We start from the raw sequence: 15,945 nt of genomic DNA, 5'->3' as shown, positions 1-15,945 counted from the left end.
ACCGATTCGACAGCACTTCCACCGTGTTGACGGCGACTCTGGCCCGCCAGGGTCACCGGCGGTGGGCGGGTGGGGCCTGCGGTGTCGCGTCCGGGCGGGAGTGCTGGGCCACCACCACCGACTGGAGGCCGCCGTCCGAGGGCGGCAGCAGGGTGATGGTGTAGGTGTCGGTCTGGTTGCCGTACGGCAGGGTCGCCGTGACGTTGTTGTTCGACAGGTTCACCACGTTGTTCGAGACCGTGATCGGGCCCTGCACCGCGCCGCCGCCGTTGTACGGGATGCGCTGGGTGAGGACACGCACCTGGTTGTTCTGCACGATGCCGCTGGTGGTGTCCAGGCGCCGCAGGTTCACGGTCAGGTTTCCGGTGGTGCGACCGCCGCCGACCAGCACCTTCGCGACCCCGCTCGTCTTGGTGGCGTGCGCGTCGTACGACGGCCCGGCGGTCACCGAGACGACCTGTCCGGTCTGCGAGGCGTAGTAGCGGTAGACCCACCACTCGCCCTTGGGCTGGTGCCGGCCGGCCGAGTCGCGGACCAGCAGGTTGGCGAGGTCGTTGTGCAGGTCGCCGCCACCGGCCCAGTTCGCCCGCAGGCCGTCCGCGCGGGCCCGCTCCAGCCGCGCGATGTACCAGGCGCCGTCGGCGGGGTTCTGCTCCTCGGGCGCGCCGTACTCGTTGATCTGGTACGGGCGGGGGTGCGGGATGCCGCGCGGGTCGAGGGTGGCGTTGGCGGCGGCGACGTTGGCGACCGGGTCGCCGGGCAGCGAGTGCCAGCTGATGATGTCCGGCACCGTGTCGGTCGAGCGGACGAAGTCCAGGTACTGGTTCCAGAAGGTGTGTGTGGTGGACGGGACGCAGGCACAGCTCGGGCCGACGATGAGCCGGCTGGGGAACTCCGCCCGGATGCGCCGGTAGGTGCGGCGCCACAGTTCGAGGTACTGGGAGATCGGGCGGTTCCAGAACAGGGTGATGTTGGGCTCGTTCCAGATGTCCCACTGCATGCTCAGCCCGGAGGCCCGGACGTCGTTGACGAGGCGGTTCAGGAAGTCGTCGTAGTCGGTCCAGTCGCCGTTGTCGCCGGGGAAGCGGGAGATCCCGGCGCCGTCCGCACCCCACAGGTCGTGCGGCAGGAGGATGAACCGACCGCCGAGGGCGACGGTCCTGCGCGCCTGGGCGAGGGTGGAGTTCCACCGGCGCTCGTAGGTCCCGCCGACCCAGCCACTCCCGGGGAGCTGCGCGCCGCCGGCGCGCATGAAACGGAAGTTGACGTCGCGGAAGAAGTGGTCGGCCGGTCCGACGGCGTTCTCCGGCATGCCGTAGATCCAGCCGGAGGCGCGGTAGGTCGGCGCACCGCCGGTGGTGGAGAAGTCGACGGTGATCGACTCGTCGGCGGCCTGGGCCGGGGAGCCGGTGACGGTCACGGAGGCGCCGGTGACGAGCAGGCCGACCACGAGACGGGCGACGAGCGCACGGGATCGTCGCGGCCTGCCGCGGGAGGGGGCTTTCACGGGCGGCTCCTTGCAGGGCGTTGGGGGGGGACGCTCTTCGGAGGGCTGCACTTGCGAACCGATTCGAAAGGATCGTAGAACCGGTCACCGAAGCGTGTCAATGAAGTGACGGTTCGATGACATCGATGTTTCGTAAAACACGGCTTTTAGCGTGATGGATGCCTTGACTGTTCCGGGTGGACAGGCCATGTTCACCCTGCTTGATTCATCGAATCGGTTCGCTTCACGCCGAGAATCGGCGTCGACCTGCGCATCCCCGCCCGACGATCCGCGCGAAGCGCGGCGGATGACGGGGCTCGGCCGTCGGTGGCCGAGGCCCCGGTCGAACACGAACCGAACCGCACCCGCCTCGCACGGCGATGCGAGGCGGGTGCGCGTGCCCACCGGGATCGGCGCGCCATCGGGGGACCGATTCCCCGGTGGCGTGCCGCTTCTCTCAGGCGTGGGCAGGACTCAGGGGCTCGTGCACTGGTAGCCGGACGGCGTCTGGGTGTTGCCGTTGGGGCGGCTCGCCTGGAAACCGAAGGTGGTGCTCTGGCCCGGGCCGAGCGCGCCGTTGTGCCCGGCGCTCCTCGCCGTGACGGTCTGCCCGCTCACGGTCAGCGTGGCGTTCCACGAACCGGTGACGGCGTGGCCGCTCGGCAGCGTGAAGGTCACCGTCCAGCCACTGGTAGCGGACGTGCCGGTGTTGGTGACCGTGACCGGCTGGATCACGTATCCGTTCGACCACTGCGTCTGGACGGTCCCCGTCGCCGAGCACCCACCGGGGCCGCCGCCACCCGGGGTGGTGGTGACCGTCACCGTGTTCGACACCGGCGAGAGGTTGCCCGCCGCGTCGCGGGCCCGGACCTGGTAGCGGTAGGTGGTGTTCGCGGTGAGCCCGGTCTCGGCGTACGAGGTGGTGGCCGAGGTCCCCACTTGGGTGAAGGTGCCGCCGGACGCGCCCGGCGCGCGCAGGACGTCGTATCCGGTCACGCCCACGTTGTCGGTGGAGGCGGTCCAGGCCAGGGTGGTGCCGGTGGAGGTCGTCCCCGACGCGGTGAGGCCGGTCGGCGCGGTCGGCGCGGTGGTGTCGCCCCCGGTGGTGGCCGGTGGGACGCGGACGATGCGGTCGTCCTGCGCCGCCGGGGTGCCGCGGCCGTCCCGGTTGCTGGTCGCCACCCAGAGCCAGCCGTCCGGACCGACCGCGACCGTGCGGAGCCGCCCGTAGGTGGACTGGAACTCGGCCAGCGGCGTGCCGGGGGTGCCGGCGCCGCTCAGTGGCACCGTCCAGAGGCGCTGGCCGCGCAGCGCGGCGACGAAGAGCGTGTTGTTGGCCCAGGCCAGCCCGCTCGGCGACGCCTCGGCGGTCGTCCACGTGACGATCGGGTCGCGGAAGGAGGGGTTGTTGCAGGTGCCCTCGCACGTCGGCCAGCCGTAGTTGGAGCCCGCGACGATCTGGTTGATCTCGTCCCGGGTGTTCTGCCCGAGTTCGGCGGCGTACATCCTGCCCTGGGAGTCCCAGGTCAGGCCCTGGACGTTGCGGTGGCCGTAGGTCCAGACGCGGGAGCCGGCGATCGGATTGCCCGAGGGCACGCCTCCGGTGGGTGTCATCCGCAGGATCTTCCCGGCGAGGCTGTTGACGTTCTGCGCGTTGGCGGTGGTGCCGGCGTCGCCGGTCGCCACGTAGAGCATGCCGTCGGGCCCGAAGGCGATGCGGCCGCCGTCGTGGATGGTGGCGCTCGGTACCCCCGAGAGGATCACCGTCTGTGTCTGTGGCGCGGTCAGTTGCAGCCTGACCAGGCGGTTGTCCCCGGCGGTGCTGGTGAAGTACGCGTACACCCAGCCGTCCTGGGCGTAGGTGGGCGACACGGCGATGCCGAGCAGGCCGCTCTCACCCGAGGCGCTCACCCCGCTGATGGTGGCGACCGCCGTGGGTGTCTGGTCCGGCCGCACCCGCAGGATGCGTCCGGTGTTGCGTTCTGACACCAGCGCGCTGCCGTCCGGCAGGAACGCCAGACCCCAGGGAACCTGGAGGCCCGTGACGGAGACCTGCGCCCGGGAGAAGTCGAAGCCGCCCACCACCTGGGCGCGGGCCTCGGGGGCGGTGACGACCAGCGCGAGCAGAGCCAGAATCAGGGCCGGTATGACGCGGGCGCGCATGATGGCCTCCTTGACCGAATCACTTTACGTATGTCAGCACCGTAGGCACGCGGGCCGCGGAACCTCAAACACCGTGATCGATCCACCCTGACACTCTGGGAGTACGGCGTCACACCGGTGAAAATTTCACGCGAACGGTGAGACTCTCAGCGGGGGACGGCGTCCGAGCTGTCCTCTTCGAGGAGGAAACCGCCGGACTGGTGGTGCCACAGGCGGGAGTACGGTCCCTGGGCACGAAGGAGCTCGTGGTGGTCGCCCTGTTCCACGATGCGGCCCTGGTCGAGGACGACGAGGCGGTCCATGCGCACGACGGTGCTCAGCCGGTGCGCGACCACGAGGGCGGTGCGGTCACGCATCAGGCCCCACAGGGCCTCCTGGATGAGAGTCTCGCTCTCGGAGTCCAGCGCGCTCGTGGCCTCGTCCAGCAGCAGGATCGGCGCGTCGCGCAGGATGGCGCGGGCGAGGGCGACGCGCTGCCGCTGGCCGCCGGAGAGTTTGACGCCGCGTTCCCCGACCAGCGTGTCGAAGCCGTTCGGCAGGGTCTCGGCGAACTCCGTGACGTGCGCCGCCCGCGCCACCCGGTGGATCTCGGCATCGGTGGCGCCCGGCCGGGCGAAGGCGATGTTGTCGCGCAACGACCGGTGGAACAGGGCGGGCTCCTGCGGGACGTAGGAGATCAGGCTGCGCAGGTCGGCCTGGCGGAGCCGGGTGACGTCCTGGCCGCCGATGAGGATCCGGCCGCCCTCGATGTCCATGAGGCGTAGCAGCAGCCGGGTGAGGGTGGTCTTGCCGCCGCCCGACCGGCCCACCAGGCCGACCTTGGTGCCGGTGGGAATGTGCAGGTCCAGGCCGTCGAACAGCGGCGGATTGCCGGAGTGCGCGAACGTCACCCGCTCGAACCGGACGCCGGCGTCGGCGGGGCGCAGCGGCTGCGGGTCCTTGGGGTCGACGACTGCCGGCGGGGTGAGGAGGAGCTCGGTGAACTGGGCGGACTCGGTGAGCACGCTCTCCATGCGACGGTAGATCTGGTTGAACTCGAACATGATGTTGATCGAGGTCGTGTAGTAGCTGAACGTCACCACGATCGCCTCCACGCCCAGGCCGCCGCGGAGGGTGATGGCGAGGAGCAGGCCGAGGGTGCTGGTGAGGATCGAGAGCGGGGCGATGACGGTGTCCACCCGGAGGTTGGCGTAGTCCCAGGAGCGGAGCGTCAGCCCGCGCTGCTCGGCGACCCGCGCCCGGTGCTTCGCGGCCTCGCGCTCCTCGGCGGCGAACGCGCGGACCGTCTCCATGTTGGCCAGCACGTCGGCGATGTGCCCGGACACCCGCACCTTCGCGGCCTCACGCTGGTCCACCAGTCTCTGGCGACGGCGAATGAGCGGGGCGATGACGAGGCCTGTGACGACGATGAGGCCGAGGAGGACGAAGACCAGCAGCGGGTGATACCGCCACAGCACCACCGAGGCGAAGGCCAGCGGCACCACCTTGGCGATGATCGAGAAGGTGAGCGTGTCCACGAAGTTCTCGAACCCGCCGGAGAAGCTCAGTACCCGCTTGGTCAGCGAGCCGGCGAAGTTGTCGTGGAAGAACGCGGCGTCCTTGGCCAGCAGCCTGTCCATGGCCATCACCCCGAGCCACTCGACCCCCCGGGCGTCCGTACGGTTCAGGAAGTGAATGCCCACCCGCCACAGCACCTCCCCGGCGAGCAGCGTCGCGCCGAAGCCGAGCACGTACGGCATGAGGGCGGCGACGTCGTCGTCCCCGCCATCGGACAGGCGCCCCACGATCGCGCCCACCGCGAGCGGGGCGAGATAGAACAGGCAGGTGTTGCCCAACGCGGGCAGGGTGAGCGCGGGCACGGCGACCCGCCACTGTCTCAGCAGCTCCCGGTTGTAGTACCGCAGCGCCAGCAGGACGGCCGACCTCCGGGGAGACGGTCTGTCTTCTGGAGAATCGAGTGATTCCAGCACGGCCATCCGCCCCTCCGAACACCCTCGGTCATGGCAATGGTGACGCAGGGTGTCAGGAGGATGCGAACGATTTTTCGCCGGCCGGGTCATCGGGGCTCCGTCGCCCCGGCTGGGCGGCGGGTCCGAGGTTCTCGGGGCGGTTAGGCCCTCTCGGTCAAGTGCGTGCCGTGGCCGGGAGGGCGGCGAGCGGGACTCGTGGAGGTCCGCGCAGGTCAGGGTCCGTTGAAATCGTCCGCCGTGCTCCGGCCTTCACGCCGGGAGCGCGTCAGTCGCCCGGTGGGGGATCGGGCCAGTACGGGACCGATCGCTCGGCGGCGGACACGATGGCCGCGCCGTCCAGGGGGGTGATGCTCAGCTCGATCCCGCCATCGGGCCACTCCACGCCGAGTTCGAAGGTCTCCGGGGGCGGTGAGGGCCAGAGCCACAGTCCTATGTTGAAGAGACTCCCTTCGTCATTGTCGCCGCTACGCAGGGACGTGCCTCCGAGCAGCCAGGAGAGCTGTGGGCTCGCGGGCGGATCCTGCGGGAGCCCTGCCAGGTCGAACCTCTGTCCGACGGTGGTGGCCTTGGTGCCGTCGGCGAAGCGGACGCCGAACCGCAGCAGGTTGTCCGGTAACCCGCGGGCGCTCACGCTGGAGATCATGTGGGGGAACACGGACATCTGGAGGGCCTGGAAGTCGTCGGGAGGCAGGGAACGCCGCCTCATGACGATCTCCACGTCCAACAGGCATCCGGTGGTGAACGCCCGGATCGTCGGCAGGGCGACGGCGACGTTCGGGGTGCGGGCGAGCAGTAGATCGCTGGTCACTGCCGCGCCCATCTCCTCCGCGGGCGGGGCGTACCAGGCGGGCGGCCCGAGTTTGGGCGGGCGGAGTGCTTCTTCCTGTGCCGATGGGGGCTCGAAGAACATGCTTTTACCATATGGAAAAAATTTCGCGAGCGCGGGGCGGGGGAATCGCCGCGCTCGTCGGCGTTCGGCCTCCTTCCTGGAGGACGCGAGCCCATGGGCTAAATATGGAAAATCATCACTTTTGTCATAAAATCGCATACTTTAGGGATGTGGTGAGGAAAGACATCACCTCCCCGGGCCGGGCGGCGTGACCGCGGCCCCGACGGCGCCGGGGCTTCGCGGCCGAGGACCGGCCGGAACCAATGATCAAATGGAGGTCCACCCGTCATGAGCACGCATGTTCACGTCCGCCTCAATCGCGACATGACCGTGACCGAGGGGGGCGAGCTGCTCGTGCTGTCCCACTGCCGGTGCGGTGCCACCTGGACCACGTCCTACCGGGCCGAGGAGGGGGAGCCCGAGAGGTGACCCGCTGGAGGTCGCCGGGGATACCGCCCGGCGGGGCGGGTGGGGTCGGCGGCGAGTGTAGTCGCGACCTTTGTCGGGTATCTGTCACTACGCGGTAGCGCTGTGCTACTGGCCGCGCGGGCCGTTGCCCTGCTGCGGCCGAGGTTCCCTCGTGGGGGACGAGGAGCCTGATTCAAGCGTAAGCAGGGGGATGTCATGACATTGCCGATGAGGCGCACCAGGGGCGGCCACATGCACGGGGTCGAGCCGTTCGCGATACTGCGAAGGGACCCCTTCGGGGAGATGCAGGACCTGTTCAGCCAGCTCGGACTGCTGACCCGGCCGACGGTCGAGGGCGAGGCGGAACGCCCGTGGATGCCGATCGCCGAGATCGACGAGATCGACGACGCCTACCTCGCCAGGCTGGAGATGCCCGGCATCTCACCCGAGGACGTCGAGATCTCCATCAACGGCCGCGAACTGTGCGTCAACGGCGAGGTCCACAAGGAAGAGGGAAGTTCCAACGCGCTGCGGGTTCGGACGGGACGATTCCACTTCCACACCTCGCTCCCCTCCGACGTGGACCAGGAGGGCGTGGAGGCGTCGATGGAGGAGGGGATCCTGACCCTGCGGATCCCCAAGGCCACCCAGGGACAGGGGCGACGCATCCAGGTCAAGGCCGGGCATTCCAAGGGGCGCCCGGAGAGTGGACGTTCGGAGAGCGGCCGCTCCGGAGGGCGATCCGAAGGCGGAAAGCGGTCCTGACCGGGCCTTCCCCCTCACGTCCGCAGGTCGAGGTTCTCGCCGTCTCTCGACGCCTCGCTGTCCGTGCGCGGCCCGCATGACCGACTGAGCCGTCCACCCCCGCACCGCACGCGCCTGCCGGGTGTCCGAGAGGGATCCCTCTCGGACACCCGGCAGGCGGCCTCAGCCTCCGATCGCGAGCACGCTCTCGGCGGCGGTCTCCGTCGCCACCTCCGGTCCCGGAGCCGTGAGAAGCTCCACCAGGTGGTTCGCGATCGCGGTGATGGTGGGCTGCTGCCACAGCAGGGTCGCCGGGAGACGGCGGCCGAAGCGCTTCTCCAGACGTCGCCGGACCATGATGGTCATCACCGAGTCGAGCCCCTGCTCGACCAGGGGACGCCTGATCGCCAGGTCCTCGGGGGCGAGCCTCATCACGGCGGCGATCTCCGCGCGGATCTCGGGCAGGACACGCTCGCGCAGGTCCTCGGGCGCCAGACCGGAGAACGACTCCGCGGGCCCACCGAGATCCTCCTCGGCCGGGGCGGGCGCGTCGATCACCGGATAGCGGAGTCCGGTGAGGTGTCCCACCACCCGGCCGTCCACGTCGGCGAGGAGCACCCGGACGGTGTCCTCGGCGGCAGGGTCGACGGCCGCGTCGATGATCACCGTCGAGGGAGGCGCGCCGGTCAGCGTCATCTCGTCGATGTGCACGACCATGCGCAGCACCGGATCGCCGGGGAACACGCAGGGGGCCACGGACATCGCCGCGTCCAGCGCCGGCGTCCAGCCCTCCGCCTCCCCGGTGCGGACCGTGGCCCGCAGCACGCCGTCCCCGCTCAGCAGCGTCTCGATCGTCCAGTCGAAGCCCGTCGAGGGCACGCCGACGCCTGCGAGCCGCTTGTGCACGAACCCGGGATCGATCGGGGTGAGAGCGTCCGCGTCCGGCAGCACGTCGGGTTTCACCTGGCCGGGGGCGGCCACGTCCGCGGTGACGTGCACCAGCCAGGCGGGTTCCGGCTCGTCGGGACCGGCCGGGGTACGGGCCGCGAGCCGCACCGCCGGAGGCTCGTGCACGACCTGGATCTGCCTGCGTTCCGCGGTCATCAGCGGATGCATCATCTCCACGTCGGTGAGCGTGACGTCCTCGTCCTCGACCGCGTGCAGGAACGTGTTGACGAGCACGGCGGCGGGCACGATCTCGACCCCGTTGAGGGCGTGACTGCCCGGGTAGGGCCGGTTGGCGTCCTCCAGGCTGGTCCGCCACACCCGGGTCCGGCTGCCCGCGAGGCCGGTCCCGGCCCCGAGCAGGGTGTGGGAGTGCACGTCGTGCCCCCGGTTGTCGTCGCCGGTGTACGCCTCCCGCCAGTGGCGGCGGTGCTGCCAGGCGTACGGCGGCAGGTCGGCCAGGCCGCCGGACGGCTGCAGCCGGCTCCAGTCCACCTCGACGCCGTGGCAGTGCGCCGTGCCCAGCGCGACGAGGAAGGTCGAGGACTCGGGCTGGTTCCTGCGCAGTGACGTGCCGACGAACACGTCGTCGAACCCGTTCTCCGAGAGCGTCTCGGTCACCGAGTGCGCGACCACGGGGTGGGGGGAGATCTCCAGGAACACGCGGTGGCCGTCCTGCGCCGCGGCCGTCGTCGCCGCGGTGAGCCGCACGGGGTCTCGCAGGTTCGCCGCCCAGTACGCGCCGTCCAGGACGGGCGTCGACCGGGGGTCGGCCAGCGCGGTCGTGTACATGGGGACGCGAGGCGCGCCGAACGAGAGATCGGCGACGGCGGCGGCGAGTTCGACGGCGAGCGGGTCCATGTGCGGGCTGTGGAAGGCGACGTCGGAGGCCACCCGCCGCACCACGATGCCCTCGGCGGGCCACTCGTTCACCACCGCCTCGACCGCGGCGACGTCGCCGGACAGCACGGTGGAACCGGGGGCCGACGAGATCGCGGCCACCAGGTCGGTACGGCCGGCGAGCCGCTCCGCCGCCTCCTCGAACGACAGGTCGACCATCGCCATCGCCCCCTCGCCCTCGACCTGGCGCAGCAGCCGGGAGCGGCGGCAGATCAGGCGGGCGCCGTCGGCGACGGTCATCGCGCCGGCCGTCACCGCCGCCGCGATCTCGCCGACGGAGTGGCCGATGACGGCCTTCGGAGTGACCCCGTACGCGTTCCAGAGCCTGGCGAGGCCCAGCTGCATCACGAAGATCATGGTCTGCACGCGGTCGATGGTGTCGAGATCGCCGTCGGCGAGGACCTGCCGGGGCGAGAAGCCGATCTCCTCGACGAAGATCGGCTCCACCTCGTCGACGAGGGACGCGAACTCCGGCACGGCGAGCAGTTCCCGTCCCATGCCGCGCCACTGGCAGCCCTGGCCGGAGAAGACCCAGACCGGCCCGGGGCCGAGCTCGGGCAGCACGTCGCCGGTGATGACGCTCTCGGCGGGCACGTCATCGGCGAGCCTGCGCAGACCGGCCGCGAGCTCGTTCCCGTCCGTCCCGATCACGACGGCGCGACGGGCCAGATGGGTGCGCCGGAGCGCGAGCGTGTGCCCCGCCGACGCCAGGTCGAGCCCTTGGTCGAGGCGGTCGGCGAGCTTGCCCGCGTACTGCCGCAGTGCCTGCTCCGAGGCGGCCGACAGCGGGAACAGCCGCTCCCCGCCTTCCTCGCCCCGGGGAGCCTCCTGGGCCGCGGGGGCCTGTTCGAGCACGATGTGCGCGACCGTGCCGCCGTACCCGAAGCTGGAGACGCCCGCCCGGCGGGGGTGGTCGCGCTCGGGCCAGGCCGATTGCTCGGTCACCACGCGAAGGCCCGAGGTCTCCCACGGGATGGACGGGTTCAGGGTGTCCAGCACGCTCGGCGGGATCTCACCGCGGTGGAGGGCGAGCACCGCCTTGATGACGCCGGCGATGCCGGCGGCGCCCTCGAGGTGACCGATGTTGGACTTCACGGAGCCGACGAGGCACGGGTCGCCGGGGGGCCGCGGCGTGCCGTACACGGAGGAGAGCGCTCCCGCCTCAAGCGGGTCGCCGAGCCGGGTGCCCGTGCCGTGCGCCTCGATGTAGTCGACGGTGGACGGTGCGATGCCCGCCTGCCGGCAGGCCCGGATCATCACGTGTTCCTGGGCCTGTCCGCACGGCGCCATGATGCCGTTGGTGTGCCCGTCCTGGTTCACGGCGCTGCCGATGACGAGCGCGAGGATCCGGTCACCGTCGCGCCGGGCGTCCGACAGCCGCTTGAGCACGACCACGCCGCAGCCCTCGCCGCGTCCGTAGCCGTCGGCCGAGGCGTCGAACGACTTGGACCGCCCGTCGGGGGCGAGGGCTCCCGCCGTGCCGAGCGTGAGGGTCTGACCCGGGGTGACCAGCAGGTTCACGCCGCCGGCGAGGGCGACGTCGCTCTCGCCGAGCCGCAGGCTCTGGGCGGCCAGGTGCAGCGAGACCAGCGACGCCGAGCAGGCGGTGTCGATCGCCATGCTGGGGCCGCGCAGGTCCAGGGAGTAGGAGATGCGATTGGCGACGGCGCAGGTCGCGGCGCCGATCCCGGTCCACGCCTCGATCTGGGGCAGGTCCTCGAGGAGGCGGCCTCCGTAGTCGGCGGTGCAGACTCCGATGAACACCCCGGCGTCGGTGCCGGTCAGTTCGTGCGGCGGCAGGCCGGCGTGCTCCAGGGCCTCCCACGCGGTCTCCATCAGGATCCGCTGCTGCGGGTCCATCAGTTCGGCCTCGCGGGGCGACAGGCCGAAGAACTCCGCGTCGAAGCCCTCGATGTCGTCGAGGAAGCTGCCGTGACGTACGGCGTCGCGCAGCGAGGCGGCGTGCTCGGGGCTTCGGTTCTCGTACGGGCGCCAGCGTTCCGCGGGCAGCGGCCCGGTCGTGTTCCGGCCGGCACGCAGCAGGTCCCAGAACTCGTCCGGTGAGCGGGCGTCGCCGGGAAGGCGGCATCCGATCCCGATCACCGCCACTGGTTCCACCTGGACTCCGCGCGTACTGTCGGCCATCTGCGTTCGTTTCCCTTCGGTCGGACCCACTTCAGACCCACTGAGGATTGTCGATGATCTTGATGACGGCGCCGGAGACGGTCACTCCCGGCCCGGTGCCGAGCATCAGCACGTGGTCGCCGGGGCCCAGCTGCCCGGTCAGGAGCAGGTGGTCGAGGGAGAGGGTCTGGTCGGCGGCACCGCAGTGGCCGATGGTGCGACCGTAGTCCCAGGTCGAGCGGGACATGGGCAGGTCGAGCATGGCCATGCACCGCTGTTCGACGATCTCCTCCGAGTAGTTCATGAACGCCACCCTGGTGAGGTCGCCGGCCCCGATCCCGCTCTCGGTCAACGCGCGCTCGACGACCTCCATCAGCGCCCGCTGGATCTTGAACAGCGCCGTGGTGGCCTCGCCCTTGGGCATGACCTGCTGCCTGAACTGCTCGTTCCTGGCGGCGAAGCTCATCTTGCGCCCGACCGTGACGCCCGGAGGGAAGAGAGGCTCGCTGCCCCGGTGGAGTTCCTCGGCCTCGGTCACCGTCGTCGTGCAGACCGACGTCAGGCGCGCGAAACCCGTCCCCTTGGTGAGCACGAGCGCGGCGGCGGCGTCCCCGCCGATGTAGCCGGGGCCCATCCGCCACCGGTCCATCAGCGGGGTGCCGTAGTTGTCGGCGGCGACCAGCAGGGCGGCCTGCCTGCCGGGTACGGCGTCCAGGTGGCCGGCCGCGAGCTCCAGGGCGATGAACATCCCGTTGCAGCCCTGCCGGATCTCGGTGGCCAGGACGTCCCCGCCGACGAGGTGGCGCTGCAGGTAGGAGTGCGGGGGCCAGCCGTCGGGACCCTGGTGCCACGTCGAGGCGTACAGGAGGAGATCCAGGTCGTCCGGCGCGCGCCCGCTGCGCTTGAGCGCGCTCCGCGCCGCGTGCAGGGCCATCTCCGGAGCCGGTACGTCACCGGCCACCACCGCCCCGGCCAGGTTGTGCAGCTCGGCCTCCTGCGCCGGGTACCAGCCTTTGGCGACGGCTTTCTCGACGCTGACGACGGTCCGGGGGAGGAAGGCTCCCACCCCGCTGATGTAGGTGTCCGCCAACTGCATGACTCTGCCCTCGCCCGGCTAGACGGATTCGAGTTCTTCGACCATCGCCACGATGGTCACGACGTCCTTGAAGTTCTCCGGGTCGAGCCTCGCGGCGGGAATCGGGACGCCGACGTCCTTGCGGAGGAAGTTCAGCAGCCGCGCGGTCCGCAGGGAGTCCAGGAGCCCCGACAGCAGGAGCGGGGTCGTCTCGTCGACCTTGATGTCGTCGCCGTCCAGGACGAGGTTCTCCTGGATGAAGTCGACCAGCCTTCGCGTGAGATCGGTCATGCGCGTGCCCCTGTCGTGACGGGAGAGGTGGCCAGGACCCTGAAGACCGCCGCGGCGACGGACGTTCCCGAGCCGAAACCGACCGTGAGCAGGTGATCGCCGGCCACGAGCCCGCCGGTCGCGACGAGATGCTCGAAGGCGATGAACTGGTCCACCGCGCCGCAGTGGCCCACGCGCCTTCCGTAGTCCCAGGTCGTCTGGCCCTCTTCGATGCCCAGCCAGGACATCTGCCCGTCCAGGTCCTCGCGGCGGCCGTGCGGCAACGCCACCCGCGTGATGTCGGAGAGCTCGATCCCCGCCTCGTCCAGGGTCTTCTCGACCTGCTGCATCATCGTCTTCTGGATCGTGAGGTGGATCCCGGTTCCCTGCTTCTTGAGCAGCCTCTGGCGGAACTCCTCGTGCCGGTCGCCGAAGCTCAGCCCTCTGCCGATGGTGGCGTCCGGGGGGAACAGGGGGTAGGCGCCGTCGTTGACCGCGTCGGCCTCCGGGATCACCGTCGCGTTCACCGAGAGGAGCTCGGCCATGCCGTAGTCCTTGCCGAGGAGGAGCGCGGCCGCGGCGTCGCCGATCAGCGCCCCGGGGGTCATCCGCCAGCGGTCCACCAGCGGGGTGCCGTGGTTGTCCGAGGAGACGACCATCGCCGTCTTCCGGTCCGCGTCGGCCTGCAGATAGCTCGCCGCCAGTTCGAGCGAGCTGATCATCCCCACGCAGCCGCTCCGGATCTCGAACGCGGGAACGTTCCCACCGAGGAGGTGCATCTGCAGGTAGTGCTGGGGCTGCCAGCCGTTCGGGCCCTGGTGCCAGACAGACGGGTAGAGCAGCAGGTCGAGGTCGCGAGGGGAGGACTCGCCCCAGCGGTCGTACGCGTCCAGGACCGCGAGCCGTGCCATCTCGGGCGCGGGCATGTCGCCGGCCACCGCCGCGCCGATCTGCTGGAACCTCTCGACCTCCTCGGCCGGGTACCAGCCCTCACGAACCGCCTGCTCGACGCTCACACTGTCAGGCACATAAACGCCGAGGCTCCTGACGAATATGTTGGATGTACGCACACGTCCCCTAACTCATCGACGATCCCGGACAACGGCCTTCTGGTAGCGGAAGACGGCTTATCCGATTTATTTCGGGTCACGGGATATCAAGTGACCTGCGGCCGGGCAATGAAAAGCGGGAAATGGGCCGGCGGCCGTCGGGGGCAACAATAGGGGCGGACCGTTGCGGAAAGCAATATGGACGTGAGCGGCCGGTCGGTGACATTCCGTGATCGGGTTCCGACGGAATGTATTCAACTCTGGAAATGCGCCTTTCCGCTCCAGGTCACGGTTTCCCAGAATGTAATTCTTGGGAATCCGGGCGACAGGAGAACGGTGCCGGGCCCTCGCCGTTCGGCTCGGGCCCGGCACGTCGTCTCAGGCGGGCACTCTCGTGCAGACGAGGTTGTTGAGTTTGAACTGGGCCGGAATGCCGTTCGTCCCGGTGGCGGTCGCCGAGAAACCGAGGCTCTGACTGGAGCCGGGGCCGATGTAGGAGTTATGGCCGGCGTCACGGGCGGTCACCTGGGTGCCGACCTGGGTCACCGTGGCGTTCCAGGCGCTCGTGATCTGCTGGTTGCCCGGCCAGGTCCACGTCAGGGTCCAGCCCTCGATGGGGGTCGTGCCGGTGTTCCTGATGGTCGCGCTGCCGTTGAAGGCGCCGTTCCAGGCGCCGGTGGTGTAGGTGACCTCGCAGGAGGTGCCCATCTTGAGTCCGCCGCGCAGGAAGGTCGTGAAGTTGGCCCAGGTGGGGTTCAACGTGCCGGTGCTGACGGTCTCGGAGCAGTTGGCGGTGGTGCGGACGGTCTGCAGACCGTGCTGGGCGGTGTCCATGATCTGGGGCATCATGTGGTCCGCGCCGGGCACCGAGACGAACGTCGCCCTGCCGCACTGGGCCTTGATCCTGTTGTAGAGCAGGACGCTCTGCCCGTGCGGTACCAGGAAGTCGGCCTGGCCGTGCAGGAACAGCAGTGGCGGGTCGTTGCTGTCGACGTAGGTCATCGGATTGGCCTGGGCCACCGTGGCCGGGCAGGTCTGGATCGGGCAGCCGACCAGGAGGGACTCGGGGGAGGCGGGGGAGTTGTGGTCGAGTCCGCCGGTCGGCAGGTTCTGCGCGTTCATCTGCAGGAAGTCGGTCGGGCTGTAGAAGGCGAGTCCTGTCTGCACGGCGCTGGAGACGCCGGTCGTGCCGACGGTGCCCTCCAGTGCGGCCACGCCACCGGAGAAGGTGGCCATCTCCGTCAGCCAGCCGCCCGAGGAGTCGCCCATGATCGCGAAGCGGTTGGGGTCGATCTGGTACGTGGCGGCGTTCGCACGCAGCCAGCGGATGGCCGCCTTGATGTCGTGCACCTGGGCCGGGAAGATCGCTTGGGCGCTGGAGCGGACGCTGACGCCGGCCACGGCGAAGCCCAGAGGGGTGAAGATGTTCGCGATCGCGTCCGCGCCGGCCTTGCCGTCGTCACTGCTCCAGGCCGAGCCGGTGTGCCAGATCAGCAGCGGCCGGGGCGTGATTCCGGTGGAGGGCAGATAGAGGTCCAGCAGATGCCCCTTGCTGGTGGCCGGTTGCGCGGGCGCGTAGGCGATGTTGGTGATCACCTGCGTGGCGTGAGCCGGTGGCGCGAAGACTGCTGACACGCCGACGGCGGCCAGCATGGTCATCGCCATGCCGACAATCACGGCCGTGCGGATTCGAGCTTGCATGGTACGACTCCGGTTTGTCGGATGCTCGCCGCTCGTCCCCGGTGACCGTCCGTGTTTTCTGCCGCGCCGTGGCGACCTCGATCAGCAGGCCGACCGTAGCGCCTGCGAGAACAGCGTCCTGTTCGAGTGTCGCGGCTCACATCGATATGGGCGGGGCGACGATATGACACGTAAGTGATGGTGGTCAAAGTTTTCGATGCATCGTTCCAATAGAACAGGAT

The 15,945-nt window shown here is 70.0% G+C and carries 11 protein-coding genes; 2 read left to right on the top strand and 9 right to left on the bottom strand.

Translation table 11 applies throughout. The annotated features are described in order from the left end of the window. Nucleotides 1–52 precede the first annotated feature (52 nt). From ACFY3V_RS00195 to ACFY3V_RS00180, 4 genes are all read right to left on the bottom strand, one after another. Nucleotides 53–1,507 carry a hypothetical protein gene (locus ACFY3V_RS00195; RefSeq protein WP_389768493.1) on the bottom strand — a complete coding sequence of 485 codons (1,455 nt, stop codon included), beginning with the start codon at nt 1,505–1,507 and terminating at the stop codon, nt 53–55. Between the two features lie 453 nt (nt 1,508–1,960). Then, complete coding sequence (locus ACFY3V_RS00190) at nt 1,961–3,649, bottom strand: PQQ-dependent sugar dehydrogenase (RefSeq protein ID WP_362905717.1); 1,689 nt, start codon at nt 3,647–3,649, stop codon at nt 1,961–1,963. A 146-nt stretch (nt 3,650–3,795) separates the two neighbouring features. Further along, the gene (locus ACFY3V_RS00185; protein ID WP_362905715.1) at nt 3,796–5,625 is read right to left on the bottom strand and encodes an ABC transporter ATP-binding protein; all 1,830 of its coding nucleotides are present in this window, start codon (nt 5,623–5,625) and stop codon (nt 3,796–3,798) included. 259 nt (nt 5,626–5,884) lie between these two features. Further along, nucleotides 5,885–6,529: a hypothetical protein gene (locus tag ACFY3V_RS00180; RefSeq protein ID WP_389768489.1), complete on the bottom strand. Its 645-nt coding sequence runs from the start codon at nt 6,527–6,529 to the stop codon at nt 5,885–5,887. Nucleotides 6,530–6,796: 267 nt separating this feature from the next. Here ACFY3V_RS00180 and ACFY3V_RS00175 point away from each other — a divergent pair, with 267 nt between their 5' ends. Together ACFY3V_RS00175 and ACFY3V_RS00170 are read left to right on the top strand one after the other, a co-directional pair. Next, entirely contained in the window at nt 6,797–6,937 is a 141-nt protein-coding gene (locus ACFY3V_RS00175; RefSeq protein ID WP_350947093.1) for a hypothetical protein, read from the top strand. Between the two features lie 195 nt (nt 6,938–7,132). Then, the gene (locus ACFY3V_RS00170) at nt 7,133–7,681 is read left to right on the top strand and encodes an Hsp20/alpha crystallin family protein (RefSeq protein WP_350947094.1); all 549 of its coding nucleotides are present in this window, start codon (nt 7,133–7,135) and stop codon (nt 7,679–7,681) included. 162 nt (nt 7,682–7,843) lie between these two features. Here the strand turns inward: ACFY3V_RS00170 and ACFY3V_RS00165 are convergent, their stop codons facing one another. The 5 genes from ACFY3V_RS00165 to ACFY3V_RS00145 form a co-directional block, all read right to left on the bottom strand. Further along, on the bottom strand, nt 7,844–11,650 hold the full coding sequence (locus ACFY3V_RS00165; RefSeq protein WP_389768485.1) for a type I polyketide synthase: 3,807 nt from the start codon (nt 11,648–11,650) through the stop codon (nt 7,844–7,846). Between the two features lie 31 nt (nt 11,651–11,681). Continuing rightward, nucleotides 11,682–12,725 carry a ketoacyl-ACP synthase III family protein gene (locus ACFY3V_RS00160; protein WP_362925869.1) on the bottom strand — a complete coding sequence of 348 codons (1,044 nt, stop codon included), beginning with the start codon at nt 12,723–12,725 and terminating at the stop codon, nt 11,682–11,684. A gap of 18 nt (nt 12,726–12,743) precedes the next feature. Continuing rightward, nucleotides 12,744–12,995: a phosphopantetheine-binding protein gene (locus ACFY3V_RS00155; RefSeq protein WP_350947098.1), complete on the bottom strand. Its 252-nt coding sequence runs from the start codon at nt 12,993–12,995 to the stop codon at nt 12,744–12,746. Beyond that, complete coding sequence (locus ACFY3V_RS00150) at nt 12,992–14,002, bottom strand: ketoacyl-ACP synthase III family protein (RefSeq protein ID WP_389768482.1); 1,011 nt, start codon at nt 14,000–14,002, stop codon at nt 12,992–12,994. The genes ACFY3V_RS00155 and ACFY3V_RS00150 overlap by 4 nt, the downstream gene beginning before the upstream one ends. Before the next feature lie 399 nt (nt 14,003–14,401). Continuing rightward, nucleotides 14,402–15,724 (bottom strand): cellulose binding domain-containing protein, encoded by a 1,323-nt coding sequence (locus ACFY3V_RS00145; RefSeq protein ID WP_389768479.1) that lies wholly within the window; start codon nt 15,722–15,724, stop codon nt 14,402–14,404. Between the last annotated feature and the right edge of the window lie 221 nt (nt 15,725–15,945).

Origin of the sequence: Streptosporangium sp. NPDC000095 (genome assembly GCF_042899335.1) — a bacterium.
In the GTDB taxonomy this organism is placed as follows: domain Bacteria; phylum Actinomycetota; class Actinomycetes; order Streptosporangiales; family Streptosporangiaceae; genus Streptosporangium.
Note: the sequence above shows the minus strand (reverse complement) of the source record. Positions and strands in the feature narration are given on the sequence as shown.

Excerpts from the sequence above, each read along its gene's own strand:
- ACFY3V_RS00190 (WP_362905717.1), bottom strand. The coding sequence starts at position 3,649 with ATGCGCGCCCGCGTCATACCGGCCCTGATTCTGGCTCTGCTCGCGCTG.
- ACFY3V_RS00185 (WP_362905715.1), bottom strand. The coding sequence starts at position 5,625 with ATGGCCGTGCTGGAATCACTCGATTCTCCAGAAGACAGACCGTCTCCC.
- ACFY3V_RS00180 (WP_389768489.1), bottom strand. The coding sequence starts at position 6,529 with ATGTTCTTCGAGCCCCCATCGGCACAGGAAGAAGCACTCCGCCCGCCC.
- ACFY3V_RS00175 (WP_350947093.1), top strand. The coding sequence starts at position 6,797 with ATGAGCACGCATGTTCACGTCCGCCTCAATCGCGACATGACCGTGACC.
- ACFY3V_RS00170 (WP_350947094.1), top strand. The coding sequence starts at position 7,133 with ATGACATTGCCGATGAGGCGCACCAGGGGCGGCCACATGCACGGGGTC.
- ACFY3V_RS00165 (WP_389768485.1), bottom strand. The coding sequence starts at position 11,650 with ATGGCCGACAGTACGCGCGGAGTCCAGGTGGAACCAGTGGCGGTGATC.
- ACFY3V_RS00160 (WP_362925869.1), bottom strand. The coding sequence starts at position 12,725 with ATGCAGTTGGCGGACACCTACATCAGCGGGGTGGGAGCCTTCCTCCCC.
- ACFY3V_RS00155 (WP_350947098.1), bottom strand. The coding sequence starts at position 12,995 with ATGACCGATCTCACGCGAAGGCTGGTCGACTTCATCCAGGAGAACCTC.
- ACFY3V_RS00145 (WP_389768479.1), bottom strand. The coding sequence starts at position 15,724 with ATGCAAGCTCGAATCCGCACGGCCGTGATTGTCGGCATGGCGATGACC.